This window comes from Leisingera methylohalidivorans DSM 14336 (assembly GCF_000511355.1).
Taxonomy (GTDB): domain Bacteria; phylum Pseudomonadota; class Alphaproteobacteria; order Rhodobacterales; family Rhodobacteraceae; genus Leisingera; species Leisingera methylohalidivorans.
On sequence record NC_023135.1, the window covers coordinates 97,203 to 123,540 of the forward strand.

Sequence of the window (26,338 nt, forward strand, 5' to 3'; positions counted from 1 at the left end):
GGCTGGAGCGTTCCAAGGTCGCAGCGGGCGAGCATTCCCTATACACACCCTTTGCACCGCCGCAGCGCAGCAACAATGTTTCCAGACGCAGTTCAGTCAAGGGCCCAGCCCTCCGGCTTGAACAGCGGGTCGGCGTAGTGGCCGATTTCCATTTCGATGCCGTGCGCAATCTGGCTGTCCTTCAGAGTGTCCGGGCCGGGATGGCGGAAAACTGCATCATTGCCGTCGATAGTGGCAGCCTCATGGTCCTTGGTGGCGCCGAGCCGTTCTGCCAGCCGGATCGAGTCGAGATTCTTGGGGTCGATATAGCTGACCGCGGTCTCCCAGCCCAGATTTGAATAAAAATGCCGGCGTGCGGCCTGTGCAGCCTCCAGCGCATAGCCCTTGCCGGCGGCACCGGGCCAGATGATCCATGCAATCTCGCGTTCGGGCCAGCCCGCGGGCTGCCAGCCGCCGGCCATTCCATAGGTCTCGTCCGTGGATTTGTTGTGGATCATCCACATGCCAAAGCCGCGGACCTGCCAGTGGCCGATCTCGGCGGCGTAGAGCATCCAGGCCTCATAGGTGTTCAGCGGCCCGCCCATAAAGCGCGAGCGGTAGGAGCTGAAGGTGGCTTTGAAATCAGGATAGTCCTGCGCTTCGGGGCCGCGCAGCACCAGGCGGCGGGTTTCTATCACCGGGATGTCAAACGGCATCAGCGCGCTCCTTCCATCGGAAGGGCGCGGCCAAGCCAGGATATGACCCCGTTAAGACGCATCAGTGAAGCATGCCCCGTGCGGCTTGCGGGCCGGACACGCGGGCCGGCGGGATGTGGCGCCAGGCGCGGATATTGGGTGCGGGCTGCAGACGGAAAGAGACCGGTTTTTCCGGCCGGGCGCCAACGCGTTGGGCCAGCGCGATAGAAGCTTCGTTTTCCTCGGGCACGTAGGAGACGATGCTGTCCCAGCCAGCCTCGGCAAACAGCCAATCGAGCACGCATTGCGCGGATTCGCTGGCATAGCCTTTGCCCTGTCCCGGCTCCATCAGGTGCCAGGACAATTCCGGTTCCGGCCAGCCCTTGGGGAACCAGGGGCCTACAAGGCCGACAGTCAAGCCGCTGCTGCGCTCGACCACAGCAAACAGACCGTAGCCGTGCAGGTGCCAGTGACCGATGATGGTTGCAATCGACCACCACAGCGAGTCGGGGTCTTCCGCCGCGTCGATAAAGCGCGGTGCGTCCGGGGTCAGGAAAGCCGCATTGGCGTCAAACTCCGGGTCCGCCGGAGAAATCAGCATCAGCCGTTTTGAAACAAGCCGCGGAAACGGCTTTCGAACGTCAGTCATTTTATGCCCCTTTTCCCGGGCGGCGGACCGTCCGGCATGAATTTCACCCATCCGGTGAAGAAGTATCGGGGAGACTGCGTAATATTCGGTTAAACAAGCCGCTGCCAGTGCCGGGCGGGCGGGGTTTGCGCAGATTTGACGGAAGCTCATGCGTAGGCCTCCATCCCGCCGTCGCAGGGCGCGGCAGGAGCGGGGTGGCGGTAGACCAGCTCACGCCCGTGTTTGGGGTTTTCGAATTCCGCTTCGAATACCGCGCCCAGCCGTTCGGCCAGAGCTACCGAGCGGGTGTTGCCCGGGAAGATGTTGGAGCACAATGCGGGCAGGCCCATAATCTCATAAGCATGGGTGCGGGCCGCCATCGCCGCCTCAGCCATGACACCGCGGCCTTCGCCTGCCGGGAAGGCGACCCATCCCAGTTCCGGTTCCGGCCAGCCTTCGGGCTGCCAGATACCTGTGATGCCAAGCGTTTCGGCCGTGACCTTGCAGGTGATGGTCCAGAAGCCGAAACCACGCATTGCCCAGTGTCCCACCGACATGGTGAACCAGCGCCAGGCTTCGTTTCGGTCCAGCGGTCCGCCAAACCCCCAGCAACGTGCTTCATCTGCGAAGAACGCTGCCATTGGCCCGAAATCCGCCGCCTCCGGTCCGCGCAGGACCAGGCGTTCGGTTTCAAGCTGAGGTATGGAAGGGAACTGCATGGTTTACTTTTTCTTGCCGAAACCGCTGAGGCCCGCTGGCAAGCCCATGCCGCCACCGAGACCGGGGAGGCCGCCGGGGAGGCCCTTGCCGCCGCCCATTGCCTTGGCCGCGGCTTCCAGTGCCTTCGGATCCATCTGGCTGGGATCCATGCCGTCCATGCCGGGCATACCGCCGCCCTTGCCGAACATGCCCTTCATGGCCTGCTTCAGCATCTTGCCTTTGCCCATCTTGCCCATCTTCTTCATCACATCGGCCATCTGCCGGTGCATTTTCAGAAGTTTGTTGAGGTCGGAAACCTCCATGCCCGAGCCGGCCGCGATCCGTTTCTTGCGGGAGGCCTGCAGCAGGGCGGGATTGGCGCGCTCCTTCTTGGTCATCGACTGTATCATGGCGATCTGGCGCTTAAGCACCTTATCGTCCATGCCGGCGTCCTGCACCTGCTTGGCCATTTTGCCCATCCCGGGCATCATCTGCATCATGCCCTCCATGCCGCCCATCTGAAGCATCTGTTCAAGCTGCATCTTCAGGTCGTTCATGTTGAACTGACCCTTCATCATGCGCTTCATCATGCGCTCGGCCTGTTCGGCCTCGATGGTTTCCTGTGCCTTTTCGACCAGCGCCACGATGTCGCCCATGCCGAGGATGCGGCCGGCGATCCGGTCGGCCTCGAAGGTTTCCAGCGCGTCCATCTTCTCGCCGAGACCGACAAAGCGGATCGGCTTCCCGGTGACGGCGCGCATTGACAGCGCCGCACCACCGCGGCCGTCTCCGTCCATCCGGGTGAGGACCACGCCGGAGATGCCGATCTTGGCGTCGAACTCCTCCGCGACTTCCACCGCGACCTGGCCGGTGAGGCCATCGACCACCAGAAGCGTCTCACGCGGCGAGACCGCGTTGCGGACGTCCTCGACCTCCTGCATCAGGGTCTCGTCGATGTGCAGGCGGCCCGCGGTATCCAGCATGTAGACGTCATAGCCGCCAAGGGCTGCCTGCTGCTTGGCACGTTTGGCGATGTCGACGGGTTTCTGGCCGGGCACGATCGGCAGCGTGTCGACGCCGATCTGGGCGCCCAGCACCGCCAGCTGCTCCATCGCTGCCGGGCGGTAGACGTCAAGCGAGGCCATCAGGACGCGCTTGCCCTCTTTCTCCTTCAGCCGTTTTGCCAGTTTGCCGGTGGTGGTGGTCTTGCCCGAGCCCTGCAGGCCGACCATCAGCACCGGGGCGGGCGGGTTGTCGACCTTCAGCTTGCCGGGGTCTTCCTCGCCGCGCAGCACGTCGACCAATGCGTCATGCACGATCTTCACCACCTGCTGACCCGGGGTCACCGACTTGGTGACCGCCTGACCAGTGGCCTGCTCCTGCACCTTCTTGACGAAGTCGCGGGCAACCGGCAGTGAGACGTCGGCTTCGAGCAGCGCCACGCGCACTTCACGAAGGGCGGATTTCACGTCCTCCTCGTTGAGGGCGCCCTGTTTGGTCAGCCGGTCAAAAACGCCGGCAAGGCGTTCGGATAGATTTTCAAACATGCCTGCGGCCTCCTGATGCCGGTTTCAAGTTGTGGCGCCCCCGTATGTAGGGGACAAGCGATCCATGCGCAAATGCCCCCACGGGCGTAACACGCTGGTGGGGGGCGATCCCTGGCACGGGCAGGGACCGGAAGACTCACTCGCTTCCGGATATTGGGCAGGCGTTACGCCGTTTGGCCGCCGGTGTCAACCGCGGCGCGGGTTCGCCGGGGCGGCAGCGGGCACCTACGTGCGGCTTGACATGCGGGGGCCGTGTTGGTCAACATCTGACAGCTGGTCCCTCGCCGTCAACTAACCGGCTGGGCCAACCGACAGAGCATCGAGGCAGATCTTCAGTACAGGCATTCCGCGCGCCGCTTGGCGTCTGCGGTTCCGGGCGGGCAGCCGCATCAGCCAAGGGAGGATCAGATAACATGCGCGTTTTCACTATTCTGGGACCGTCGCAGTCCGGCAAATCAACGCTGGCAACGGCGCTGGCCAATCTGGACAGTGCCGAGGGTAAACGGCAGGAGGTTGCAGGCGTCGCCGCTTTGCAGCCTTTTTCATTCATGGGGGAGGACTGGGCCGCAATCGACATCGCGGGCGGGGCCGACAACCTGGCTCAGGCAGGTCCGGCATTGGCGGCCAGTGACGCTGCCGTCCTTTGCGTGCCGGCAGATGCCGGAGCTGCGGTGTTAAGCGCGCCGTATCTGCGCAAGCTGGAGGAGGCGGGGATCCCCGCCTTTATTTTTGTCAACCGCATGGATCAGGCGGCAGACCGGGTTGCGGAAATCGTCGCTGCGCTTCAGGCCTATTGCAGCCACAATATCATTCTGCGGCAGGTGCCGATCCGCGAGGACGGCCAGGTTGTGGGTGCTGTGGATCTGATCTCGGAACGCGCCTGGCAATACCGCGAAGGCGAGCCCTCGGCACTGATTGAGCTGCCGGTGGCGATGTATGCCCGCGAGCAGGAAGCCCGCACCGAACTGTTGGAGGCGCTGGCGGATTTCGACGACACCCTGCTGGAGGAGCTGATCGAGGATCAGAAGGTGATGGCGGATGAGGCCTACGAGGTGGCCACCAAGGTGTTGCAGCACAACGACCTGATCCCGGCGCTGATGGGTTCTGCCGTGCACAAGAACGGTGTCATGCGGCTGATGAAGTCGCTGCGGCACGAGGCGCCGGATGTGGGGGCTGCATTGGAGCGGCTGTCTAAGGACGCCAAAGTCGTCGCTGTCGGTTGCATGGCCGATCTGGTCAAGCATCTGGGCAAGACGGTGATGGTGCGGGCGTTGGACGGCAGTGTCGGCAATGGCGCTTCGGTTGGCGGAGCAGCGCTTGGCTCGCTGACCGGCGTTGGATCCACAGCAAACGCCAGCCTGACACCGGGGGATATGGGACAAGCGGTCAAGTCGGACCACCTGAATATGGGATTTGCTTATGCGCGCGACGGCGCAGCGCCGCTGCCGGACTGGGCGCAGCCGCGGCCATCGACCTTTCGGCGGGTGATTACCCCGGTAAACGAGCGCGACGATGCCCGGCTGTCGGGCGCGCTGGAGCGGCTGGCGGAGATCGATCCGGCGCTGGGGGTGGGGCAGGATGAGGCCAGCGGCCAAGTGCTGCTGAACCTGCAAGGCCCGCTGCACATGCGGCGCGTCAAGCAGGCCCTGAAAGACGAATTCGGCGTTGAGGTGGAGGAAGGCGTGGTACCGCCGGCATTGCGCGAGACAATCAGGAAGCCCGTGCAGGTGCAGTACCGCCACCGCAAGCAGTCCGGCGGCGCCGGCCAGTTTGCAGATGTGGTGATCGAGGTGAAGCCCCTGCCGCGGGGCAGCGGTTTCGTGTTCGAGGAAACCGTGAAAGGCGGCGCGGTGCCCAAGAACTATATCCCCTCGGTCGAGGCCGGCGCGCGCGAGGCGCTGGCGCAGGGGCTGAACGGGCATCCTGTGGTGGATATCTGCGTGACGCTGAAGGATGGTAAGCATCACTCGGTCGACAGCTCTGATTTTGCGTTCCGGACTGCGGGAAAGAATGCGGTCAGGGAAGCGCTATCCGAAGCTGGCGCGGTGCTGCTTCAACCGATCATGCGGGTGCATATTCATGTGCCTTCGGTGTTTACTGGCGGACTGGTGCCGGTGGTGAGCGGTATGAAAGGGCAGATCCTTGGGTTTGAGGCCGAGGACGGTGTCGCTGGCTGGGATGTGTTTGAAACACTACTGCCGATGTCGGCGCAGGATGACCTGTGCAACACTTTGGCCAGCGCCACCCGCGGTACTGGCTGGTTCAGCACTGATTTCGACCACTATGAAGAGGCCCGGCGCGCGGATTTCGCCGAGGCGTAGAGGCGAATTGGCGTAAAACGGGGCGCAGAGGGCGGAACACCTCTTGCGTCCCGCATTCATTTTGCGTGATCTGCGCTGCAACCCGAAACGGCTTGCGGAGTAAGATCATGGATGCATCATCGGCCTATCAAGACAGCCTGCCTGTCTCCTCGGATGCGCTGCTGAAGCAGCTGGACGGTTGGGGGATCGCCTATCGGCTGCACACGCATGTGCCGCTCCGCACGGTGGAGGATGCCAAGGCGATCGAAGACCAGTTCGTGGTGCCGGGCGAAAACGCGCTGCGGCTCAAGAACCTGTATCTGCGCGATAAGAAGAAGCGCAACTATCTGGTGACCCTGCAGCAGGACCGGGAGGTCGACCTCAAGGCGCTGGGGGCGGAGCTGGGGGCCGGCAACCTGTCGTTCGGCTCGGCGGACCGGCTGCTGGAGAACCTCGGTATCCGTCCCGGCGCGGTCAGTCCGCTGGCGATGATCACAGGAACGGAAAAGGGCGTCACCTTTTATATGGACGCGCGGGCACAGGAGGCGGATGTGATCTTTATGCATCCGCTGGTCAATGACCGCACGGTGGCGATGACGCGGACTGATCTGATGGCCTTCTTCGAAAAGACCGGCTGCGAGGTCAGCTGGATCTAAGCAGGAATTGAATGACGGCCGAGCTATCCAGCTTACTCGTCTTCCAGCGCCAGGTCCAGCGCTGCCGCCACATGGGCAGCGGACGGGTTCACAAAATGAAAGCCACCGGCCTTGAAGTTCACATCATCGAGGTGATCAGGAAAGGCGAGCGGCAGTTCGGTGCAAGCCAGCAGGATGACGCTGCCGGGCCGGGCATGTTTGCGGCAGAAGCGCAGAAGCCGCCCCTGAGCGGCGGCAGAGGCGCCGCCGTGAAAATCCTCGTCGATCATCGCCTGCATTTCGGCGATTTCGGCGTCCGGTAGCTGATCGTTGGCTTTCATCTTATATTCGGTAAGAACATTGGCGTAGTTGCGGGCTTGCATGGTGACGGCAGTGCCCAGCACCAACGCCCGATTGGCGCCGGTCTCCGCTGCAGCCTTGGCGGTGGCATCGAAGATGCTGAGGATCGGCATCATCACCCCGTCGCGGATCGCATGCAACCGGGCGTGCGGGGTGTTGGAGGCGATCAGTGCAAAATCGCAGCCTGCACGTTCCAGGGTCAGCATCGCCTCGCGGAAGATTGCGTCGAAGGCGGCCCAGCTGGCTTCATCGCCAAGGCGGCCGTGTAGGGATCTGGTTTGGGCCTGCACCACGGATTCGATGGTGATCGGCGGCACCGGCAGGGGGGAGGCGCCGCCACGGTCTGCAAAGAACCGCCCGGCGCCCTCGCAGATGGCGCGGTAGTAGTCGAGGGTGGCGGCCCAGCCGACGCCGCCGAGAATGCCGATCTTCTTCATCAAATAACCCGCCCGTGAAATGCCGATGCGGGCAGACTGGCACGGTGGCGGGGGCCTGCCAAACGCAAAAACGCCGCCAGCTCTCCGGAGGAGGGCTGGCGGCGTCGCCGGGACGCCGGGGATCAGGCGGCCAGGGCTTCGATCTGGGTTTTCGCCTTGGCCAAGGCGCCGTCTGCGTCGACGGACATGGCGTCGGCGGCGACGACCTCAACATCGGTGATGCCGATGAAGCCCAGCATGTGGCGCAGGTAGGTGGTGGCAAAGTCGATGTCGGAGCCGGCCTGTGTGCCGCCCGACGCCATGACGATGATGGCGCGTTTGCCTTCCAGAAGGCCGACCGGGCCCGTTTCATGGTACTGGAACGTCATGCCGACGCGGGCCACCAGGTCGATCCAGGCCTTCAGCGTGGAGGGCACCGAGAAGTTGTAGACCGGTGAGCCAATCACGATGGTGTCGGCCTGTTTCAGTTCCTCCACCAGCGAGTCGGAGAGGGAAAGCAGCTGCTTCTGCGTGTCGCTGCGCTGGTCCGCAGGGGTGAAGTTGGCGCCAATCCACGCGCTGTCCAGCAGCGGCAGCGGAGTGGCTAAGTCGCGGCGGATCACCTGTCCGGCGCCAAGGCGGCTGACGATCTGCGCCGAAAGATCGCGGGTCACGGAACCCTCGGTGCGGGCGGAGGAGTCGATATGGAGGACAGTGCGGGTCATTTTCGTGTTCCTTTGCTTGTTGCTGTCAGGTATTTGGGGTATTGCAAATTCGAACGCAACGCTGCTTTAGTCACATGGGGTGTGCATCTGTGCGCATAGTGGCTCCGGCTGGCAAGGAGGCTGCAATGGACAATTGGGATGAGGTCCGCACCGCGTATCAGGTGGCCCGCATGGGCACGGTGAGCGGTGCCGCCGAAGTGCTGGGGGTGCACCATGCCACGGTGATCCGCCATATCGACGCAATCGAGGCACGGCTTGGGGTGAAGCTGTTCCAGCGCCATGCCCGCGGCTATACGCCGACGGAATCCGGGCAGGACCTGCTGCGGGTTGCGCAGGCCACGGACGATCAGTTCAACCAGCTGGTGGGGCGGCTGAAGGGGCAGGGCGATGACGTTTCAGGCGAGCTGGTGGTGACCTCGCTGGCGTCGTTCGCGCCGATGATGGTTCCTGCGTTGCAAGAGTTCCAGGGCATGCATCCCGGGCTGATCATCCGTTATCTGACCGGCGACCGGCTGTTCCGGCTGGAATACGGCGAAGCCCATGTGGCGATTCGCGCGGGCAATGCGCCGGATCAGCCGGACAATGTGGTGCAGCCTTTCATGAAGCAGCAGATCGGGCTTTATGCCGCCAAGAATTATGCAGAGAAATACGGGCTGCTGCAGGGGCTGGAGGATATTCCCAACCACCGGTTTGTAGGCCAGGACGATGAGGGCAGCCGGGCGCCGTACTCCCGCTGGCTGCGGGCAAATGCTCCGGCCGAAGCGATCGCCTTTCGCTGTACCGATGGCTTCACCCTGAAGGCGGCGGTGCAAAGCGGTGCGGGGATCGGCTTCATGGCGGCGTGGGAGGCGCGGCAGCAGCCGGATCTGGTGGAGATGATGCCGCCCCAGAAGGACTGGGAGGGCGCGTTGTGGCTGGTGACCCATGTGGATCTGCACCGTACTACCAAGGTGCAGGCGTTCCTGGCATTCTTGAAAGAGCAGGTGAAGGATTGGCAGCTGTGAGCGAGGCACTGCGTGGGCACCTGGCGATGCTGTTGTTTTCGGCACTGGTGGCGGGATCTTTCTCGCTGGGCGCGATGGTGGCCAACGAGATTGCGCCGGCGGCTTTGAATGCGGCGCGCTTTGGTATTGCCGCGGTGGTGATTGGCATCGCGGCGATGGCAACCACCGGGCTGCAGCGGGCGCATTTCCGCGCGCCCTGGCGGTTTGCGGTGCTCGGCGGGCTGTTCGGCGGATACTTCGTGCTGATGTTCTATGGGCTGCAGACGGCGGCGCCGGTCAGCGCCGCGGCGGTGTTCACCCTGGTGCCGGTGATGAGCGCGGCATTCGGCTGGCTGCTGCTGCGGCAGATCACCACCCGCTGGATGGCCATGGCACTGGCGATTGGCGCGGCGGGTGCAGTATGGGTGATCGTACGCGGCGATCTGGGCGCCTTGGCGGCGTTTGAGGTCGGCCAGGGGGAGATCATCTATTTCTGGGGCTGCGTGCTGCATGCCATTTATACGCCGATGGTGCGCAAACTGAACCGGGGCGAGCCCGCAGTGGTCTTTACCTTCGGGATGCTGCTGGCAGGCGGCGCGCTGCTGGCGGTGTTTGGCTGGCAGGACATTCTGGCCACCGAATGGTCACAGTTGCCCGGTATCGTCTGGATCGGGCTGATTTACCTGGCTGTCTGTGCCAGTTCGGCGACCTTTGTGCTTTTGCAATATGCGGCTATGCGGCTGCCTTCAGCCAAGGTTATGGCCTATACCTACTTGACGCCGAGCTGGGTGATCCTGTGGGAGATCGCGCTGGGCCGCGGCGCGCCGCCGGGCATGGTTCTGATTGGGGTCGTGATGTCGGTGGTGGCATTGGCGATGCTGCTGGAAGGGGCGAGGGACCGGGTACCCGTCTGAGCACACAGGGCGTGCCTCCCTCGGGCGGCGGTTCCCCGCACCTTGCGGCAGGTCAACGCAACCCTCTTGTTTTCCGCTATACTGATCCTGAGGGACACTTCGGAAAGAGGAGGGAACAATGTTCAAGCATATCATGGTGCCCGTTGACCTGCACATGCCCCCAACGGTCAAGAAAGCTCTGGATGTGGCTGCGGATTTCGCCAAGAATCATGGTGCGCGCGTGACACTGGTCCATGTGACGGATCAGCAGGTCAGACGCGGGCATACCGTAGGGTCGTCCGGTGATGAGCTGGCGGACCTGGCAAGCAAGGTGGCGGCGCAAACCGGTGCTAAGGTTGAAGGGCTGCCGATCTATTCTGTGGATGTCGGCGCAGAGATCGATTCCATCCTGTCCCGGACTGCGAAGGAGCTGGAGGTGGATCTGGTTGTGATGGGCACCCATATGCCTGGAATCCTGGACTATGTGTTTTCGTCACACGCCAGCCATCTGGTGCTGCATTCTGAAACATCGGTATTTGTAGTCCGCTAGGGGTCCGCCTGCACGTCTCCTGCCAGGTGCTCAGCCTCCAAGAAGCGTTCAAAGGCATCCAGATTGACCGGTTCAAACTGGCCAAAGCCCTGCATCCAGACAGAGGCAGCGCGCATGGCGTCGGGCTGCAGCTTGCACCACTTTACCCGGCCGCGTTTTTCCTGAGCGATCAACCCTGCCCGGGTCAGGATGCTCAAATGCTTGGAAATCGCCGCCAGCGACATTTCGAATGGGTCCGCTACATCGGTCACCGCCATGTCGTCTTCCAACAGCATGGTGAGGATCGCCCGGCGAGTCGGGTCGGCCAAGGCCGCAAAGACTGTGTCGAGGGGGTCGCTCATGCCTGGTAGTCCTATCCACCGCCCGCAGGTTTGACAATCTGTCTTGAACCGTCATGGTGGCACTTCTGTGGGGAGGGGCAGGGCGTGGCACTGAAATACTGGCTGGTAATTTTCATCCTGGGCATCGGCTGGGGCATGTCGTTCATGTTCAACGCGATCCTGCTGCGCGAGCTGGGACCGCTGTCGGTGTCGATGGGGCGCGTGGGGTTCGGTGCGCTGGGTTGCTGGATTTTTGTGCTGGCGTCGCGCAAGCGGGTGCCGGTGGAGCCGGGGCGCTGGCTGGCGCTGTTTGGCTTTGGGGTGCTCAGCTATGCTGGGCCTTTTGCGTTTTATGCGTTGGGGCAGCAGCATATCGCCAGCGGCGTGGCGGGGATTGTTAATGCGACTACCCCGGCGCTGGCGGTGGTTGTATCGCATTTCTGGCCCGGTGGCGAGCGCGCGACGGGGCTGAAGTCGCTGGGGGTGGTTTGCGGCTTTCTTGGCATCGTCCTGTTGTCGCTGCCGCTGCTGGAGACTGGTCAATCTTCAGAGATTTGGGCTGTGCTGATCACCCTGTGCGCGCCTTTGTGTTACGCCTTTTCAGTCAATATCGCCCGCAGCTTCAGGGACATGGAACCGGTGGTTCTGGTGGCCATCGCGCTGACCGGGGCGACCGCGGCGATTGCGCCGCTGGCGGTCTGGAGCGAAGGCGCGCCGCATGTGACGCGGATGGAGACCTGGATCTCGTTGTTCGTTATCGGCTTTGTTCTAACCTCTGCGGCTTTCATCGCATTCTACTGGGTGCTGCCCAAGGTTGGACCGACCAACATTACCCTGCCGACGCTGATCGCGCCGGTCTCGGCCCTGTTCCTGGGCACCTATATTCTGAATGAGCAACTGCTGCCGGAACACCTGTGGGGCATGGCGGCGATCCTTCTGGGGCTGTTGCTGATCGACGGACGGATCGTGCGCTGGCGGTTGGTAAAACCGCCGGCCCGCTAAAATCAACCTTTTGGTTGAATATGGATTCCTCGAAGTTCGGGCGCTAACAGGCGGCGCGGCAGAAGCGCGCGGGACGCAGTGTTGCGTTTTTAGCTGTTCTTTTTCAAATGGTTAATCCAGAATCCAAGTTTCAATCCTTGTAATTGACTCCCAAGCTCCTTGGCCTTAGCAACCGTTCTCAGGAATTCGCGTGAGGATGGCGCCCGTGACCGACGACGACCAAAAGCAGCGCATGGCGCAGCTGGAGGAGAAGCTGGCGGCGGCGCGTAAGGCCCAAGAGCCCAAGCCGCGTGCGGATGAGCATTATTCGATGGCCAATCAGGCCTGGCGAATGGTGATTGAATTGGTGGCCGGTCTTGGGATCGGCTTTGGCATCGGATACGGGTTGGACCATCTGTTTGGTACCCTGCCCATCTTCATGGTGCTGTTTGTAATGCTGGGCTTGGCGGCTGGGGTGAAGACGATGCTTCGCACCGCGCAAGAGATCCAGGAACAGAAACTGGCCGAAGAGGCCGACAAAAATGCGCAAGACCGGGATTGATCCGACGGGATCGGGCACCGGCGACAGGAGAAGCGGACTGATGGGCAAAATTTTCTTTTACGCAGCGCTGGCGCTGGTGCTGGTATCCGGCCTGATTTTCGCTCCGGCGGAATCAAAACTGGCAATCCACCCGATGGATCAGTTCAATGTGAAGGCGCTGTTTGGAGATAATATTTCCTGGTACACCCCAACCAACGTAACTCTGTGGATGGCTCTGGCCGTTGCAGCCGTGTTCGCGCTGTTGGTGCTCGGATCGTCGCGCCGGGCCATCGTGCCGGGCCGCGCCCAGTCGGTTGCGGAACTGGCCTATGGTTTCATCTATAAGATGGTTGAGGACGTGGCTGGCAAGGATGGCGTCAAGTTCTTCCCCTATATCATGACCCTGTTCATGTTCATCGTGATGGCCAACTTCCTGGGCCTGCTGCCGATGTCCTTCACCACCACCTCGCACATCGCCGTGACCGCGATCCTGGCCGGGCTGGTGTTCTTCACTGTGACCATCGTTGGCTTTGTCAAGAACGGCGCCGGTTTCCTGGGCCTGTTCTGGGTGTCGAGCGCGCCTCTGGCGCTTCGCCCGATCCTGGCCATCATCGAACTGATTTCCTACTTCGTGCGTCCCGTCAGCCACAGCATCCGTCTGGCTGGCAACGTGATGGCCGGCCACGCGGTTCTGAAGGTGTTTGCAGGTTTTGCAGGCGCGCTGGGCCTGTTCAGCTTCCTGCCGATTTTCGCGATCACTGCGGTTTATGCACTCGAAGTTCTGGTGGCCTTCATCCAGGCATATGTCTTCACCATCCTGACCTGCGTGTACCTGAAGGATGCGCTGCATCCGAGCCACTAAGGCCGGGATCTGAAAGTTTACCGGGTGAGCCTGGCGGTTCACCCAGACCCTAAATCACCACATTCCATCGTAAGGAGAATACTCATGGAAGGCGATATCGCACAACTCGGTCAGTTCATCGGCGCAGGCCTGGCAGCAATCGGTTCCGGCGCAGCCGCAATCGGTGTGGGCCACGTTGCCGGCAACTTCCTGGCAGGCGCTCTGCGCAACCCGTCGGCAGCCGCCGGCCAGACCGCAACCCTGTTCATCGGCATCGCATTTGCAGAAGCACTGGGCATCTTCTCGTTCCTGGTCGCGCTGCTGCTGATGTTCGCCGTCTAAGACCCTAGGAACCTATTTCCTTACGGCCGGGCAGTGCGGCCTAAATCTGCACTGCCCGGTGTAACGGCAAGTTCCCAAGGAGGACGACATGGCATCTAATACGCAAGACGCAGCACACGGCGCCGCAGACGCAGCGCACGGGTCTGCTCCGGGCATGCCGCAGCTGGACTTCTCGACCTTCGGGAACCAGATCTTCTGGCTCGTGGTCGCCCTGGTCGTGATCTACCTCATTCTGTCGCGCGTCGCGCTGCCCCGCATTGCCGCGGTGCTGGCCGAGCGTCAGGGGACCATCACCAACGACCTCGCTGCGGCTGAAGACCTGAAAGCCAAGGCTGTCGAGGCCGAGAATGCATATAACAAAGCTCTGGCGGATGCCCGTGCCGAAGCTCAGCGCATCGTTGCTGAGACCCGCGCGGAAATTCAGGCCGGGCTGGATAAGGCAATTGCTAAAGCAGACGAACAGATCTCTGCTAAGGCCGCCGAGTCCGAAAAGGCAATCGCCGAAATCAAGGCCGGGGCGCTGGAAAGCGTGAAGGCTGTTGCCACCGATACCGCAGAGGCGCTGGTAACTGCGCTGGGCGGTTCGGCAGACGCAGACGCAATTGCCGTGGCAGTTGCCGAGCGGACGAAAGGATAAGGACATGCGCAATATTCTCGCCCTTGCCCTGACATTTGGCGCTGCCAGCCCTGCGCTGGCCGCTTCAGGTCCGTTCTTTTCGCTGGGCAACACCGATTTTGTCGTTCTGCTGGCTTTTGCTCTGTTTGTAGGCATCCTGCTGCTGGCCAAAGTGCCGGGCATGCTGGGTGGCCAGCTGGACAGCCGTGCAGAAGGCATCCAGAACGAATTGAACGAAGCCCGTGCATTGCGCGAGGAGGCCCAGACTGTTCTGGCGTCTTACGAGCGCAAGCAGCAGGAAGTTCAGGCTAAGGCCGATCAAATTGTCGCTGCTGCCCGTGACGAAGCTGCCCGTGCAGCGGAACAGGCAAAAGCGGACCTGCAAACCTCCATCGCCCGCCGTCTGGCGGCTGCTGAAGAACAAATCGCTTCAGCGGAAGCTTCGGCTGTGAAGGAAGTACGCGATCAAGCGATATCAATCGCAGTTGCTGCGGCGGATGAGGTGATCTCGAAACAGATGACCGCGACCGAAGCCAATAAGCTGATTGACGCCGCGATCGCAGATGTGGACGCCAAGCTGCACTAAGCTGCGCTGACACCTAGAAAATTAAAGAACCCGGCCCATGTGGCCGGGTTTTTTCGTTCGTGGAGTAGAAGGTTGCCTTCCATCTAAAATGCAAAAGCATCAGCTTAACTCAGCTTTTGCCGACTGACTTTGAAAACTGGCCTTGAACGGCGTGTGGTAAAACAGGGCTTTAAACTAAGGGTGATATGTCAGGATTTCCATCAACGGCATCGAATTTTTTCGTTCAAAGCGTCAAAACTATAAAATACATCCTCATCTTTGCTGGTCCGCTTTTTACGGCAGCCGGAATAAGGTTCGGCGCTACGGAAAGCGGCTTCGAAGCCAATTCCATCGAATTGGATGTTTCTATTGTCTGTGTGGATGCGAAAGACGGCGAAAACGGCCGTGTGTCCAGGCCAGTCCTTTAAGTGGAGGATGATGGCCGACTCGTGGAGTACTCAGCAAGTATCTGGACGTCTCCCAAACCGCACGAGGCGGGTGATGTTATTAACGGCAGATATTATCCATCCAATGGCGAAATCAAAAGTGCCCGGATGCTCCAAATTGCCCACTCATTGCCAGTATGCTCAAGACGGTTGGAGGCGCTAGCATCGCGCTTGGCCTGGGTTACTTTTGGTCGCAAAGGAGCTCGTCCAAGCCGTCTTTCACGTGAAGGGGTATCCACAGGTTTTGTTCGCTAGTGGAACTGTGCCCCAGACCGATTGAGCTCTGAAACGGCTACAGTTCCCTGTTCAACCTTTGCCCGTCTCGTGCTCCAGCCGCTGCCGTGCCACTTCGGTGTTGCGCTCGGCGCGCTGGTGGTCGGTGAGGGCCTGTTTGACATAGTCCAGATGCGCTTCCACCGCGGTGCGAGCCGCTTGCGGGTCGCGGGCCTGCAGGGCGGAGTTGATGGCGCGGTGCTGCTCCAATAGAGCCTCGTAAGTGGTGTGCTGCTGGAACATGATGCGGCGGTTGTAGAAGACACCCTCGCGCAGCAGATCGAACATTGAGCGCATCATATGCAGCATGATCACATTGTGGCTGGCGTCCATGATGGCGGAGTGGAACTGGGCGTCGAGCTTGGCGGCCTCTTCTGATACTGCCGGGTTGCCCGCCGCTTCCATCTTGTCAAAGATCGCCTGGATCACCTGCAGGTCGTAGTCTGAGCCGAACCGGGCCGCGCGCTCCGCCGCCAGCCCTTCCATGTCGCGGCGGAAGGACAAGTAGTCGAACACTGCCTCGTCATGGGTGGCAAAGAGCTGGATCAGCGCCGGCGAAAAGGCTGATCCCAGAACATCCCCCACAAACACGCCGGAGCCTGCCTTGGACGTCAGCAGCCCGCGTGCTTGCAGTTCGCCGATGGCATCGCGCAGGGAGGGGCGGGAAACGCCCAGCCGTTCGGCCAGTTCACGTTCAGCAGGCAGCCGTTCGCCGGGTGAGAGGATGCCGCGCAGGATCAACTGTTCGATCTGCTTGACGACAGAGGCAGAGAGTTTTTCGGGCTGAACTTTCTGAAATGGCATGCGAGGGCTCGTCTGAATTGGTCAAATCATATGACCACGCGAGGGAAGAGGCCGCAAGGGCAGGTCGGGTCACGAAGGCTGCAACATTAGGTCAGTATTGTTGACTTTATTTTGGACTCTCCTACCGTGACACTAAATACCAAGCCAGGAGAGCCAGGATGCAGTTCGACCAGATCTTTTCCAGCCGGAACGCGCGGATGAAGGCGTCGGAAATCCGCGAGTTGCTGAAGCTTTTGGACCAGCCGGATATTATCTCTTTTGCCGGCGGCATCCCGGATTCGGCGCTGTTCCCGACGGATGAATTTGCCGAAGCTTTCAAGAATGCGCTTACACCAGAACGGCAAGCCATGGCTCTGCAGTATTCGGTGAGCGAGGGATATATGCCGCTGCGCGAATGGATTGTGGGGGAGATGGCAAAGATTGGAATAGTCTGTGATCCGGTCAATGTGCTGATTACCTCCGGCTCCCAGCAGGCATTGGACTATTTAGGTAAACTGTTTTTGACGCCTGGCGACACCGCTTTGGTGGGCTGGCCGACATACCTGGGGGCGCTGGCGGCCTTTAACGCCTATGAGCCACGCTATGACCGGCTGTCGCTGAAAGGGAAACGGACTGCGGAGAGCTATGCCGCAGGCGCGGCTGAGGCGGGCAGCGCGGTGAAATTCGCCTATCTGTCGCCGGATTTCGCTAACCCGACCGGGGAGACCCTGGATCGCACCTGCCGGCTGCAGTTGCTGGAGCTGGCGGAGGTGCTGGGCTGTGCGATCATTGAAGACGCAGCCTATCAGTCACTGCGCTATGATGGCGAGGCCGTGCCGCCGGTGCTGGCGCTGGAACTGGAGCAGAAAGGCTCGCTCGAGGACTGCCGCACGGTCTATTGCGGCACCTTCAGCAAGACGCTGGCGCCAGGAGTCCGGATCGGCTGGGCGGTGGCGGCCAAGCCGGTAATATCGCAGATGGTGCTGCTGAAACAGGCGGCGGACCTGCACACGTCCACTGTCAACCAGATGGCAGTGCATGCGGTGGCCGAGGCCTGCTTTGACGCGCATGTTGAGCAGCTGCACGCGGTCTATCAGCGGCGCCGTGACGTGATGCTGGCGGCCCTGGAGGAACACATGCCGGAGGGGGTAGACTGGACCCGGCCCGAGGGCGGGATGTTTGTCTGGATGACAATGCCAGACGGCGCGGATGGGGCCCGATTGCTGGCCCGGTCGCTTGAGACGGAGAAGGTCGCTTTTGTGCCCGGGCAGGCTTTTTTTGCCGATGACAGCGGCCAGAACACGATGCGGCTTAGCTTTTCCAACTCCAACCATGCGGCCATTAAGGAGGGGATAGCCCGGCTGGGGCGGCTGTTGCGCTCTGTCTGACTTCGGGACAGCGCCGGCTTGGCAAAAGACCGCCGGATCGCACGGGTTATCCACAAGATATGGTGCCAATTACATTTGGTTTGCCCCGATTTGGGGGTGCGGAGCGTTGACACACACGTTAGGAACCGCTGAACTTTCCCGATACGGAATCACGAAGGGGCGGCTTTGCGGTTTTCCAAGCTCAGGCTGAACGGCTTCAAAAGCTTTGTTGATCCTACCGAACTGGTCATTGCCGATGGGCTGACCGGGGTTGTGGGGCCAAATGGCTGCGGCAAATCCAATCTTTTGGAGGCTTTGCGCTGGGTGATGGGCGAGACCCGCGCCAAGGCCATGCGCGGCGGCGGCATGGAGGACGTGATCTTTGCCGGCACCTCGTCGCGTCCCGCGCGCAACTTTGCCGAAGTCAGCTTGCAGATCGACAATTCTGAGCGGCTGGCGCCTTCGGGGTTTAATGAGTCCGACGGGTTGGAGATCGTGCGCCGCATCACGCGCGATGTGGGCAGTGCCTACAAGTCGAACAGCAAGGACGTGCGGGCGCGTGATGTGCAGATGCTGTTTGCCGATGCCTCGACCGGTGCGCATTCGCCGGCCCTGGTGCGGCAAGGGCAGATTGCCGAGCTGATCAACGCCAAACCCAAGGCGCGGCGACGCATCCTGGAAGAGGCGGCGGGCATTTCCGGCCTCTATCAGCGGCGCCACGAGGCCGAACTGAAGCTTAAGAGCACCGAGGCCAACCTGCTGCGTGTCGACGACGTGATCGAACAGCTGGCCGCACAGCTGGCACAACTGGCAAAGCAGGCGCGGCAGGCGCAGCGTTACCGCGAGATCGGCGAGAAGCTGCGGCTGGCCGAAGGCATGCTCCTGTACCGCCGCTGGCGCGAAGCGGATGAGGCGCGGCTGGCATCGGAAAATGAGTTGAGGGTGCGGGTTGAGCAGGCCGCCAAGGCCGAAGCACTGGTCCGTGCGGCGGCAGCGCAGCGAGGATCTCAAGAGGCGATACTGCCGCCGCTGCGCGAAGAAGAGGCCATCGCAGCCGCTATTTTGCAGCGTCTGGTGGTGCAGCGGGACTCGCTGGGCGATCAGGAGGCGCAGGCGCGCCAGACGATCGAACGGCTCAGAAGCAGGGTTGTGCAGCTGGGCAACGATATTGAGCGCGAGACCGGGCTGAACAAGGACGCTGGCGAAACCATCGAACGGCTGGAATGGGAGCAGCGCGAGCTGTCCAAGGCTGGTGACGGGCACGACAGTAAAATGGCTGAGGCGGCGAAGCTGGCACGCGATGCGGGTTCGGTCCTGCAGGCTCGCGAGGACCATCTGGCGCAGGTGACCGAGGATGTCGCCCGCTTGGCAGCCCGCCATCAATCAGCACGCCGCGGGGTGGAAGACTGCCAGCGCGCGCTTGGCCGCTCCGGGGAAGAGGCAGAGAAAGCCCGTGCCGCACAGCGGGAGGCCAGGAACGCGCTGGAGCTGGCGGCGGACAAATTCGAAGCTGCAGTCACGGCTGAGGAAGAGGCGCGCGAGGCCTCGGAAATGGCTGAAGAGGCGCTGGCCGACGCGGATAAGGCCCGCACCGAGACGCAGAGCCGGGAGGGTGAAGCACGTTCGCAGCGCTCGGAAGCCGAAGGCGGGCTGGGCGCGTTGCGTGCCGAGGTTACAGCGCTGGCGAAACTGGTGGAGCGGGATACAGCCGAGGGCGGCCAGATCCTGGATGAACTGACCGTGACCCCGGGCTATGAAAAGGCCCTGGGTGCAGCATTGGCCGATGACCTGCGCGCGCCGCTGGCGGAGGCGGACGGGCCGACTGGCTGGGTGGCGCTGTCCGGTTATGATCAGGATGCCGCCCTGCCCGCTGGCGTGCAGCCGCTGGCGTTGTATGTCTCCGGTCCTGATGCCCTGTCCCGCCGGGTGGCGCAGATCGGACTAGTGGATGGCGATGCCGCAGCAGGGCTGCAGGCGCTATTGAAGCCAGGGCAGCGCCTGGTGACCATAGAAGGTGATCTGTGGCGCTGGGACGGTTACCGTGCCTGGGCTGAGGATGCGCCAAGTGCAGCAGCGATGCGGCTGGAGCAATTGAACAAGCTGGAAGCGCTGAAGCAGGAGATGGAGCGCGTCAGCGCCAGGGCGGATGGCGCCCGCGCTGCGCATGAAATGCTCTTGCGAAAGCTGGAAGAGGTAACACTGGCCGATCATAACGCCCGCCAGGCTCGCCGCGTGGCGGACCAGCGGGTGGCGGATGCGGCCCGCGCGCTGAGCCGGGCTGAGGCCGACAGGAATCTTGCAGAAGGCAAGCTTGAAACGCTTGGCATCGCTGTTTCGCGCCATGAAGAAGATGCGCTGAACGCCAGTCTGCAGCTGAAAGAGGCGGAAAAGGCCCTGGCTGAGCTTGGCGATCTTGACCAGGCGCGCACGGTAGTTGAGGACATCAAGCAGTCGGTCGAGGCGGCGCGGATCACCATGCTGACCCACCGCTCCAGCCATGACGAGCTGCGCCGCGAGGGTGAAGCCCGCACCAAGCGTGCACAGGAGGTGACCAAGGAACTTTCGGGCTGGCGCCTTCGTCTGGAGAGCGCGGAGCAGCGGATCGAGGAACTGGCCGAACGCCGCGAGGCCTCGCAGGAGGAGCTGGAAGAGGCCAATGCGGTTCCAGCCGAGATTGCCGGTAAACGCGCAGAGCTGAACGAGGCGATTTCCGAGGTCGAGGCCCGAAAATCGGCTGCAACAGAGGCGCTGGTCGCGGCCGAGGCCGAGCTGCGCGAGGGGGTCCACAAGGAGCGCGAGTGCGAGCGGCTGGCCTCCGAGGCGCGCGAGGCGCGGGCGCGATCCGAGGCGCGCTGTGATGCGGCCAGGGAAGCCGTCACCCAAGCTGCGGGGCGGATCATCGAAGCGCAGCAGATAACCCCGCAGGCGCTTCTGGAGAAACTGGGTGTAGCACCGGATGAGATGCCTGCCTCGGAAGGTCTGGAACACGACGTCGACCGCTATAAGCGCCAGCGCGATGCCTTGGGCGCGGTCAACCTGCGCGCCGAGGAAGATGCCCGCGGGGTGCAGAACGAGCATGACACGCTGGTTGCGGAAAAGCTGGACCTGGAAGGCGCGGTGAAGACCCTGCGCGACGGCATTGCCAGCCTCAACCGCGAGGGGCGCGAGCGGCTGCTGACCGCGTTTGAGCAGGTGAACAACAGCTTTGCCATGCTGTTCACCCATCTGTTCGGCGGCGGCGAAGCCAATCTGGTGATGGTCGAAAGCGATGACCCGCTGGATGCGGGCCTTGAGATCATGTGCCAGCCGCCGGGCAAGAAGCTGTCGACCCTGTCGCTGTTGTCAGGCGGCGAACAGACGTTGACAGCGATGGCGCTGATCTTTGCAGTGTTCCTGTCCAACCCGGCGCCGATCTGCGTGCTGGACGAGGTTGACGCACCGCTGGACGACGCCAATGTCACCCGGTTCTGCGACCTGCTGGATGAAATGTGCCGCCAGACTGACACCCGTTTCCTGATCATCACTCACCACGCGGTGACGATGGCGCGAATGGACCGGCTGTTTGGGGTCACCATGCAGGAAAAGGGCGTCAGCCAGCTGGTTTCGGTTGACCTGAAGAAAGCAGAGGCGATGGTGGCCTAATGCAGAGGCACTAATGGAATTGGTGCTTTTGGTTGCGAAATTTCCCAGTGGGGTGACGAATGAATATGCTCAAAGCAATTGCCATATCCGCGGTCCTGATGATGCCGATTGCCGCGACGGCCCAGAATGTGGTGGCCAAGACTGGCGATAGTGTTGCCAACTTCTTCAAGGATGAGGGAGCCAAGGTTGACGTAACCACTGACAGCGTTGGCGACCCTAACCTGAAAGTTGAGTACTACGGGAACGATTTCTCGGTCTACTACTACGGTTGCGATAACAACCGCAACTGCGAGGCCATCCAGTTCTTTTCCGGCTATCAGACAGATGGCAGCGTGCGCCTGTCCAAGATAAACGAGTGGAACAGTGAAAACCGTTTTGCCCGCGGCTATGTCTCGGAAGAGGGCTCGGCCCGGATCGAGATGGATGTATTCCTGGGCGGTAATGGGATGAGCCCGGATGATTTTGCTCAGGCCGTGGGGATCTGGAACCGCGCAATGCAGGATTTTGAAGCTTTCATCGACTGGTAAATCCATCTGTCACCGGATTGTGACCCGGACTTAACAAGTGAACCGCTAAAGTCGGGGCATGAAACGGATCATGCCCCTTTTCCTATCTCTGATGGCAGGCAGCGCCTCAGCCGGCGATTGGCCGCTGCGGCCCGGCGACATCCCCTTGGTGCAAGGCGAACTGGAGGCACTGGCGGGGCAGTCTTTTCGTTTTTATGACGGCGGCGAGTCGCTGTACGGCAGCGATGGCGCCTATGCTTATACTTACTCGGCGGAGAATGGCGGCGGTACTGCCTGGGGCACCTACCGGGTTGCCGGGGACGGTAGCATCTGCGTGGAGTTCGCCAACGGGTTTGACCGTTGCGATCTGTATGTGCGCAACGGCAGCCGCGTTATCCTGATAACGGAAAGAGGCGAGCGGTTCCCGGTGCGTTAAAGTTTCTGCAGCAACACCGGAGTGGGCCAGGCATCGGCGGGCAGGCCGAGGCGGGCCTGCTCTTTTTGCACGGCAACCCGGGTGCGGGCGCCAAGAATGCCGTCGATATCGCCAACGTTATGGCCCCGGGCCTGTAGTTTATGCTGCAGCTGTTTCATCTGAGTGCCGCTTAATCCGTTCTCGGGTTGCCCGGCGCTATAGACCTCTGCGCCTTCCAGCCGGTTGGCAAAATAGGCTGCGGTGAGGACATAGGTAAAGCTCTGGTTCCACTTAAAGTAGACTTCAAAGTTGGGATAAGCGAGGAAGGCCGGCCCCTTGTGGCCCTGCGGCAGCAGCAGCGACGCGCGCAAGGAAGGATCGGGCAGTTTGCCGTCCCGCGCGGAGACGCCCAGACTGCGCCACTGGGCAACGGATTTCTTGCGTGCAGTGCCCGTCAGCGTCAGGTCAAGATCCTCGGGGATGCTGACTTCCTGCAGCCAGGGCTGCCCAGGCTGCCAACCCAAATGCGAGAGCATTCGCGCGCCCGACATCAGTGCATCGGCGGCAGACGTCTTTAAGCTGACCTGGCCATCGCCGTCGGCATCGACGCCATATTTCAATATGTCTCCAGGCAGCATCTGCACCATGCCGATCTCGCCCGCCCATGCGCCTGTGGTGCGTTTGGGGGCGAAATTACCTTGGCTGAACAGCTCTAGCGCCGAGAAGACTTGCGGGCGGAACAGCGCTGGGCGGCGGCAATCATGGGCCAGCGTGACAAGCGCATCGCGGGTGTTGAAATCACCCTGATAGCCGCCATAGTCGGTCTCGAAGGCCCAGAACGCCAGCAGCACACCGCGGTCAATGCCATAGGTGTTCTCAATCCGCTGGAAAGTGGCATCATGTTTTTGGGCCATCTGGCGCCCGCGCTTGATTCGGGATTGCGAGATCAGGTGGCGGGTGAATTCGATGAAGGGCTTTTGGAACACACCTTGGGCCCGGTCAGCCTTGAGCACGCTGGCATCCTGCCGGGTACCGGAGAAGAAAGCGTGGACAGTGGCAGTGTCAAAGCCGGCCTGCACCGCCTCATCTTTCATCAGCTTTACGAAATTCTGAAAGCCGCCGCCGCACTGGGCAGTTGCTGCCGCAGGCAGCAACCCAGCTGCAAGGACGAAGGGTAATAGGCGCATAATTCTGGCGTTCCTTGGTCTTACCGCTCCCACAGGGTCTTATGTGCTAGAAAACGGCAGCGATGGCAACCGTCAGGGCCAAGGCAATTGCCCAAGTCCGCCAAAGCAAGATGACTGAGCGGGTGATGGTTTCGGCGCTGGCGCTTTTGGTCCCATCCGGATGGATCCAGGAGAAGTCGCGCATCTGCCCGTCGTAGGATCTTGGGCCGGCCAGCGCGCTGTTCAGCGCTCGGGCCATGGCGGCTTCGGGCCAGCCGGCGTTGGGGGATCGGTGCTTCTTCGCGTCTGAGGCGATGGCCCTCCAATGGCGCAGCTGACCCCCGGCCAGGGCAATCAACAGTCCGGTCAGCCGGGCGGGGACCAGGTTGAGCAGGTCGTCCAGCCGGGCGGCAGCCCAGCCGAAGTCCTGATAGCGGTCATTCTGGTAGCCGATCATGCTGTCGGCAGTGTTGACCATCTTGTAGATAATCAGCCCGGGCAGTCCGGCAATCAGGAACCAGAAGGCGGGCGCTATGACGCCGTCCGACAAGTTCTCGGCGCCGCTTTCGATGGCGGAACGGGCGGCTTGCGGGGCTGTCATGGCTGTGGTGTCGCGGCTGACAATCATTGCCACGGCCTCGCGGCCGTCCTGAAGGCTGCTGCGCAGGCCTTTGGCAACGGCAGCGACATGTGCAGTCAGCGAACGCTGCGCGATCAGGATGGCAGCCACAAGGATTTCGATCAGTCCCCCCGGCAGCGACAGCAGCTTGCCCGCGGTGAAACCGCAAAGAATCAGCGCCAAAGCGGCCAGCACGCCCTTGCCGCGGCGGTTGGGGCCGGTATTGAGCTTGCGGTCGAGCATATCGACCAGTTCTCCCATCAGCACGGCAGGATGGGGAACACGCGCCCAAAGCCATTTCGGCTCGCCGATGACGGCATCCAGCACGAGGGCAACCGACAGCATGGCCGCAGTGGTCATAGCGCGGCCTCCAACTGGTTCCAGCCGTCCGCGGGCGGCAGGCCGAGGCGCAGGTAGGTTTTGGAATAGGGGAAGATGCGGCTCCAGATATGGGCGCGGGCCAGCTTTTCCTGCCAGGCCGCTGCGTCTTCAACAGTGTAGAGCCGGAACAGGTCAGTGCCGCCGGCCAGGCTGGCACCCTTGGCAAGCAGCATCCCATCCAACCGCGCCGCATCCGCCCTGAGCCGGACGCGGGTGGCTTCGGCCCAGCTTCGGTCCTGCAGGGCCAGCGCACCAGTACGCAGGGCCGGGCCGGACACCGCCCATGGGCCCTGCCAGGTGGACAGAGCAGCGATCAGTTTCGGATCGCCAATCGCAAAGCCCAGCCGCAGGCCGGCGAGGCCCCAGAATTTGCCAAAGCTTTTCAGGACAATGACACCGGGCCGGGCGGCCATGCGAATAAGGCTTTCCGCCGGGCAGACGTCGCAAAAGCTTTCGTCGATAATGGTCAGCGGTGCAGTGAGCTGTTCTTCCCGCCATAGGCGGCCATCGGGATTGTTCGGGTGCACCGCTACGCGGGCCTCAGCAGGGCCATCCACGCGAATCTTCCAGCCGCGGGCTTCAAAAGCGGCGGCGTGTTCGTTGTAGGTCGGTTTGGTGATCTGCACCCAGCGCGGCGCGGCCAAAGCAGGCAAGGCCGCGATCAGGGCTGATGCGCCGGGGGCGGCGAGGACCGCTGCCTGTTCCGGGATGTTCCAGAATGACCGCGCAGCGCGTTCGAGATCGGCCAGCGCATCGGCGTCCGGCAGCGCGTTCCAGTCTTCGGTTGTAAAATCCGGCAGCGGATAGGGGTGAGGGTTGATGCCGGTGGACAGGTCCATCCAATCGCCGCGGGAGCCGCCGAACTCTGCCTTGGCAACGCTCAGGTTGCCGCCGTGGTCCCTGGATGGGGCTGCATTCTCGAGCGGAAGTTCAAGCATCGCGGTCGCCACCGGTTGAGTGTTGCTCCGAACGGGTCGGACTTTAAATCAGACACAGCGGTTCATAGAGCAACCAGGGCGAGGCGTGAACTCCCTAAATATATCGGTATCAACCGAAAAGGCCTGTTTGGTGCCTGCCCGCGGCGGATCAGCCGCGCCGATGCGGTTCGTGCCAGTTGATATCCGGATTGACCGGGATGATCCGGTGCGGGTTGATGGTGTCATGGCTGTAGTAATAGTGGCGCACGATATGCAGCATGCCGACTGTCCCTGCCACGCCCGGCCATTGATACAGCTCGCGGGTGTAGGCCCAGAGGTTCGGGTAGTCTGCCAGCCGCTTGCGGTTGCATTTGAAATGCACGTGATAGACCGGATCAAACCGCAGGAGTGTGGTGAACAGCCGCCAGTCGGCCTCGGTCAGGCGTTCCCCCAGCAGGTAGCGGTGTTGCGACAGCAGGTCTTCCAGCCAGTCCAGGCTTTCAAACAGCGGCCCGACTGCGGTGTCATAAGCTTCCTGCGAGGTGGCGAAGCCGCATTTGTAGACGCCATTGTTGATGGTGCTGTAGATGCGGGCGTTGACAGCCTCGATCGGTTCGCGCAGCTCTTCCGGCCAGTAGTCCTCGGTGTTGCCGGTGATCCCGTTGAAGGCCGTGTTGAACATCCGGATGATCTCGGCGCTTTCGTTGGAAACGATGGTATTCTGTGCCTTGTCCCACAGCACCGGGACCGTCACCCGGCCAGTATACTCTGAATCGGCGCGGGTGTAGATCTGATGCATGTGCGAACTGCCGAACAAGGTGTCGCCGGTTGCCCCATGATCGTCGGTTTCAAAGGTCCAGCCTTCGCCCAGCATATGAGGATGCACCACGGAAACGGAGATGTGGTCCTCCAGCCCCTTCAGCTTGCGGAAGATCAGCGTGCGATGAGCCCAGGGGCAGGCGAGCGACACATATAGATGATACCGTCCGCTTTCTGCTCGGAACCCGCCTTCGCCCGAAGGACCAGCGCTGCCATCCGCTGTGATCCAGTTGCGAAACTGCGATTCGCTGCGTTTAAAGGCACCGCCAGTGGAATCAGTATCATACCATTGGTCGTGCCATTTCCCGTCAATCAAAAGGCCCATCGTGTCTGCTCCTGCTGCTGTGCCGGACCAAACATAAGCCTCCTCCGGCTTCGCGCCTACGCA

Annotated in this window: 28 protein-coding genes; 16 read left to right on the forward strand and 12 right to left on the reverse strand. The window is 61.9% G+C overall.

Features of this window, described 5'->3' with window-relative positions; genetic code table 11:
- Positions 1 to 92: 92 nt before the first annotated feature.
- The 4 genes from METH_RS00495 to ffh form a co-directional block, all read right to left on the reverse strand.
- Positions 93 to 695: a GNAT family N-acetyltransferase gene (locus METH_RS00495; RefSeq protein WP_024088435.1), complete on the reverse strand. Its 603-nt coding sequence runs from the start codon at positions 693 to 695 to the stop codon at positions 93 to 95.
- A 61-nt stretch (positions 696 to 756) separates the two neighbouring features.
- Positions 757 to 1,323 (reverse strand): GNAT family N-acetyltransferase, encoded by a 567-nt coding sequence (locus METH_RS00500; protein WP_024088436.1) that lies wholly within the window; start codon positions 1,321 to 1,323, stop codon positions 757 to 759.
- Between the two features lie 146 nt (positions 1,324 to 1,469).
- Entirely contained in the window at positions 1,470 to 2,021 is a 552-nt protein-coding gene (locus METH_RS00505) for a GNAT family N-acetyltransferase (protein ID WP_024088437.1), read from the reverse strand.
- A gap of 3 nt (positions 2,022 to 2,024) precedes the next feature.
- The gene (gene ffh, locus METH_RS00510; protein ID WP_024088438.1) at positions 2,025 to 3,548 is read right to left on the reverse strand and encodes a signal recognition particle protein; all 1,524 of its coding nucleotides are present in this window, start codon (positions 3,546 to 3,548) and stop codon (positions 2,025 to 2,027) included.
- Positions 3,549 to 3,961: 413 nt separating this feature from the next.
- Between ffh and METH_RS00515 the strand changes: the two genes are divergently transcribed.
- Together METH_RS00515 and METH_RS00520 are read left to right on the forward strand one after the other, a co-directional pair.
- Positions 3,962 to 5,869: an elongation factor G gene (locus METH_RS00515; protein ID WP_024088439.1), complete on the forward strand. Its 1,908-nt coding sequence runs from the start codon at positions 3,962 to 3,964 to the stop codon at positions 5,867 to 5,869.
- A 107-nt stretch (positions 5,870 to 5,976) separates the two neighbouring features.
- Entirely contained in the window at positions 5,977 to 6,504 is a 528-nt protein-coding gene (locus tag METH_RS00520) for a prolyl-tRNA synthetase associated domain-containing protein (RefSeq protein WP_024088440.1), read from the forward strand.
- 32 nt (positions 6,505 to 6,536) lie between these two features.
- Here METH_RS00520 and METH_RS00525 read toward each other — a convergent pair whose 3' ends face one another.
- On the reverse strand, positions 6,537 to 7,280 hold the full coding sequence (locus METH_RS00525) for an aspartate/glutamate racemase family protein (protein ID WP_024088441.1): 744 nt from the start codon (positions 7,278 to 7,280) through the stop codon (positions 6,537 to 6,539).
- 122 nt (positions 7,281 to 7,402) lie between these two features.
- The gene (locus METH_RS00530) at positions 7,403 to 7,984 is read right to left on the reverse strand and encodes an FMN-dependent NADH-azoreductase (protein ID WP_024088442.1); all 582 of its coding nucleotides are present in this window, start codon (positions 7,982 to 7,984) and stop codon (positions 7,403 to 7,405) included.
- Positions 7,985 to 8,109: 125 nt separating this feature from the next.
- Here METH_RS00530 and METH_RS00535 point away from each other — a divergent pair, with 125 nt between their 5' ends.
- The 3 genes from METH_RS00535 to METH_RS00545 all read left to right on the forward strand — a co-directional run bounded on the left by METH_RS00535 (position 8,110) and on the right by METH_RS00545 (position 10,410).
- Positions 8,110 to 8,988: a LysR family transcriptional regulator gene (locus tag METH_RS00535; RefSeq protein ID WP_024088443.1), complete on the forward strand. Its 879-nt coding sequence runs from the start codon at positions 8,110 to 8,112 to the stop codon at positions 8,986 to 8,988.
- Complete coding sequence (locus tag METH_RS00540) at positions 8,985 to 9,881, forward strand: DMT family transporter (RefSeq protein WP_024088444.1); 897 nt, start codon at positions 8,985 to 8,987, stop codon at positions 9,879 to 9,881. Before METH_RS00535 ends, METH_RS00540 begins: the two co-directional genes overlap by 4 nt.
- 118 nt (positions 9,882 to 9,999) lie before the next feature.
- The gene (locus METH_RS00545; RefSeq protein WP_024088445.1) at positions 10,000 to 10,410 is read left to right on the forward strand and encodes a universal stress protein; all 411 of its coding nucleotides are present in this window, start codon (positions 10,000 to 10,002) and stop codon (positions 10,408 to 10,410) included.
- Here METH_RS00545 and METH_RS00550 read toward each other — a convergent pair.
- Entirely contained in the window at positions 10,407 to 10,751 is a 345-nt protein-coding gene (locus tag METH_RS00550) for an ArsR/SmtB family transcription factor (RefSeq protein WP_024088446.1), read from the reverse strand. The genes METH_RS00545 and METH_RS00550 overlap by 4 nt on opposite strands.
- 84 nt (positions 10,752 to 10,835) lie before the next feature.
- Between METH_RS00550 and METH_RS00555 the strand changes: the two genes are divergently transcribed.
- The 7 genes from METH_RS00555 (at position 10,836) to METH_RS23705 (ending at position 15,044) form a co-directional block, all read left to right on the forward strand.
- Entirely contained in the window at positions 10,836 to 11,732 is an 897-nt protein-coding gene (locus tag METH_RS00555; RefSeq protein WP_024088447.1) for a DMT family transporter, read from the forward strand.
- A 196-nt stretch (positions 11,733 to 11,928) separates the two neighbouring features.
- A complete protein-coding gene (locus METH_RS00560) occupies positions 11,929 to 12,273 on the forward strand; it encodes an AtpZ/AtpI family protein (RefSeq protein ID WP_425412315.1) in 345 nt (114 codons plus the stop codon).
- A 40-nt stretch (positions 12,274 to 12,313) separates the two neighbouring features.
- Entirely contained in the window at positions 12,314 to 13,114 is an 801-nt protein-coding gene (locus METH_RS00565) for a F0F1 ATP synthase subunit A (RefSeq protein WP_024088449.1), read from the forward strand.
- Between the two features lie 84 nt (positions 13,115 to 13,198).
- Complete coding sequence (locus METH_RS00570) at positions 13,199 to 13,435, forward strand: F0F1 ATP synthase subunit C (RefSeq protein WP_008205040.1); 237 nt, start codon at positions 13,199 to 13,201, stop codon at positions 13,433 to 13,435.
- Between the two features lie 88 nt (positions 13,436 to 13,523).
- Positions 13,524 to 14,072 carry a F0F1 ATP synthase subunit B' gene (locus tag METH_RS00575; RefSeq protein WP_024088450.1) on the forward strand — a complete coding sequence of 183 codons (549 nt, stop codon included), beginning with the start codon at positions 13,524 to 13,526 and terminating at the stop codon, positions 14,070 to 14,072.
- Positions 14,073 to 14,076: 4 nt separating this feature from the next.
- Positions 14,077 to 14,637, forward strand: a complete 561-nt coding sequence (locus METH_RS00580) for a F0F1 ATP synthase subunit B (RefSeq protein ID WP_024088451.1) — start codon at positions 14,077 to 14,079, stop codon at positions 14,635 to 14,637.
- Positions 14,638 to 14,822: 185 nt separating this feature from the next.
- Positions 14,823 to 15,044, forward strand: coding sequence for a hypothetical protein (locus METH_RS23705; protein ID WP_156927422.1), 222 nt, complete (start codon positions 14,823 to 14,825; stop codon positions 15,042 to 15,044).
- A gap of 324 nt (positions 15,045 to 15,368) precedes the next feature.
- Here METH_RS23705 and METH_RS00585 read toward each other — a convergent pair whose 3' ends face one another.
- A complete protein-coding gene (locus METH_RS00585) occupies positions 15,369 to 16,139 on the reverse strand; it encodes a FadR/GntR family transcriptional regulator (protein ID WP_024088452.1) in 771 nt (256 codons plus the stop codon).
- Between the two features lie 158 nt (positions 16,140 to 16,297).
- Here METH_RS00585 and METH_RS00590 point away from each other — a divergent pair, with 158 nt between their 5' ends.
- The 4 genes from METH_RS00590 to METH_RS00605 all read left to right on the forward strand — a co-directional run bounded on the left by METH_RS00590 (position 16,298) and on the right by METH_RS00605 (position 22,069).
- Entirely contained in the window at positions 16,298 to 17,506 is a 1,209-nt protein-coding gene (locus METH_RS00590) for an aminotransferase-like domain-containing protein (protein ID WP_024088453.1), read from the forward strand.
- A gap of 165 nt (positions 17,507 to 17,671) precedes the next feature.
- Entirely contained in the window at positions 17,672 to 21,127 is a 3,456-nt protein-coding gene (locus METH_RS00595; protein WP_024088454.1) for a chromosome segregation SMC family protein, read from the forward strand.
- A gap of 59 nt (positions 21,128 to 21,186) precedes the next feature.
- The gene (locus METH_RS00600; protein WP_024088455.1) at positions 21,187 to 21,654 is read left to right on the forward strand and encodes a YbjN domain-containing protein; all 468 of its coding nucleotides are present in this window, start codon (positions 21,187 to 21,189) and stop codon (positions 21,652 to 21,654) included.
- A gap of 70 nt (positions 21,655 to 21,724) precedes the next feature.
- The gene (locus tag METH_RS00605; protein WP_342667062.1) at positions 21,725 to 22,069 is read left to right on the forward strand and encodes a hypothetical protein; all 345 of its coding nucleotides are present in this window, start codon (positions 21,725 to 21,727) and stop codon (positions 22,067 to 22,069) included.
- Here METH_RS00605 and METH_RS00610 read toward each other — a convergent pair.
- From METH_RS00610 to METH_RS00625, 4 genes are all read right to left on the reverse strand, one after another.
- On the reverse strand, positions 22,066 to 23,235 hold the full coding sequence (locus tag METH_RS00610) for a lytic murein transglycosylase (RefSeq protein ID WP_024088457.1): 1,170 nt from the start codon (positions 23,233 to 23,235) through the stop codon (positions 22,066 to 22,068). The genes METH_RS00605 and METH_RS00610 overlap by 4 nt on opposite strands.
- Positions 23,236 to 23,281: 46 nt before the next feature.
- Positions 23,282 to 24,193 (reverse strand): adenosylcobinamide-phosphate synthase CbiB, encoded by a 912-nt coding sequence (gene cbiB / locus METH_RS00615; RefSeq protein ID WP_024088458.1) that lies wholly within the window; start codon positions 24,191 to 24,193, stop codon positions 23,282 to 23,284.
- Complete coding sequence (locus METH_RS00620; RefSeq protein ID WP_024088459.1) at positions 24,190 to 25,152, reverse strand: threonine-phosphate decarboxylase; 963 nt, start codon at positions 25,150 to 25,152, stop codon at positions 24,190 to 24,192. The genes cbiB and METH_RS00620 overlap by 4 nt, the downstream gene beginning before the upstream one ends.
- 148 nt (positions 25,153 to 25,300) lie before the next feature.
- The gene (locus tag METH_RS00625) at positions 25,301 to 26,275 is read right to left on the reverse strand and encodes a glutathione S-transferase family protein (protein WP_024088460.1); all 975 of its coding nucleotides are present in this window, start codon (positions 26,273 to 26,275) and stop codon (positions 25,301 to 25,303) included.
- Positions 26,276 to 26,338: the final 63 nt, after the last annotated feature.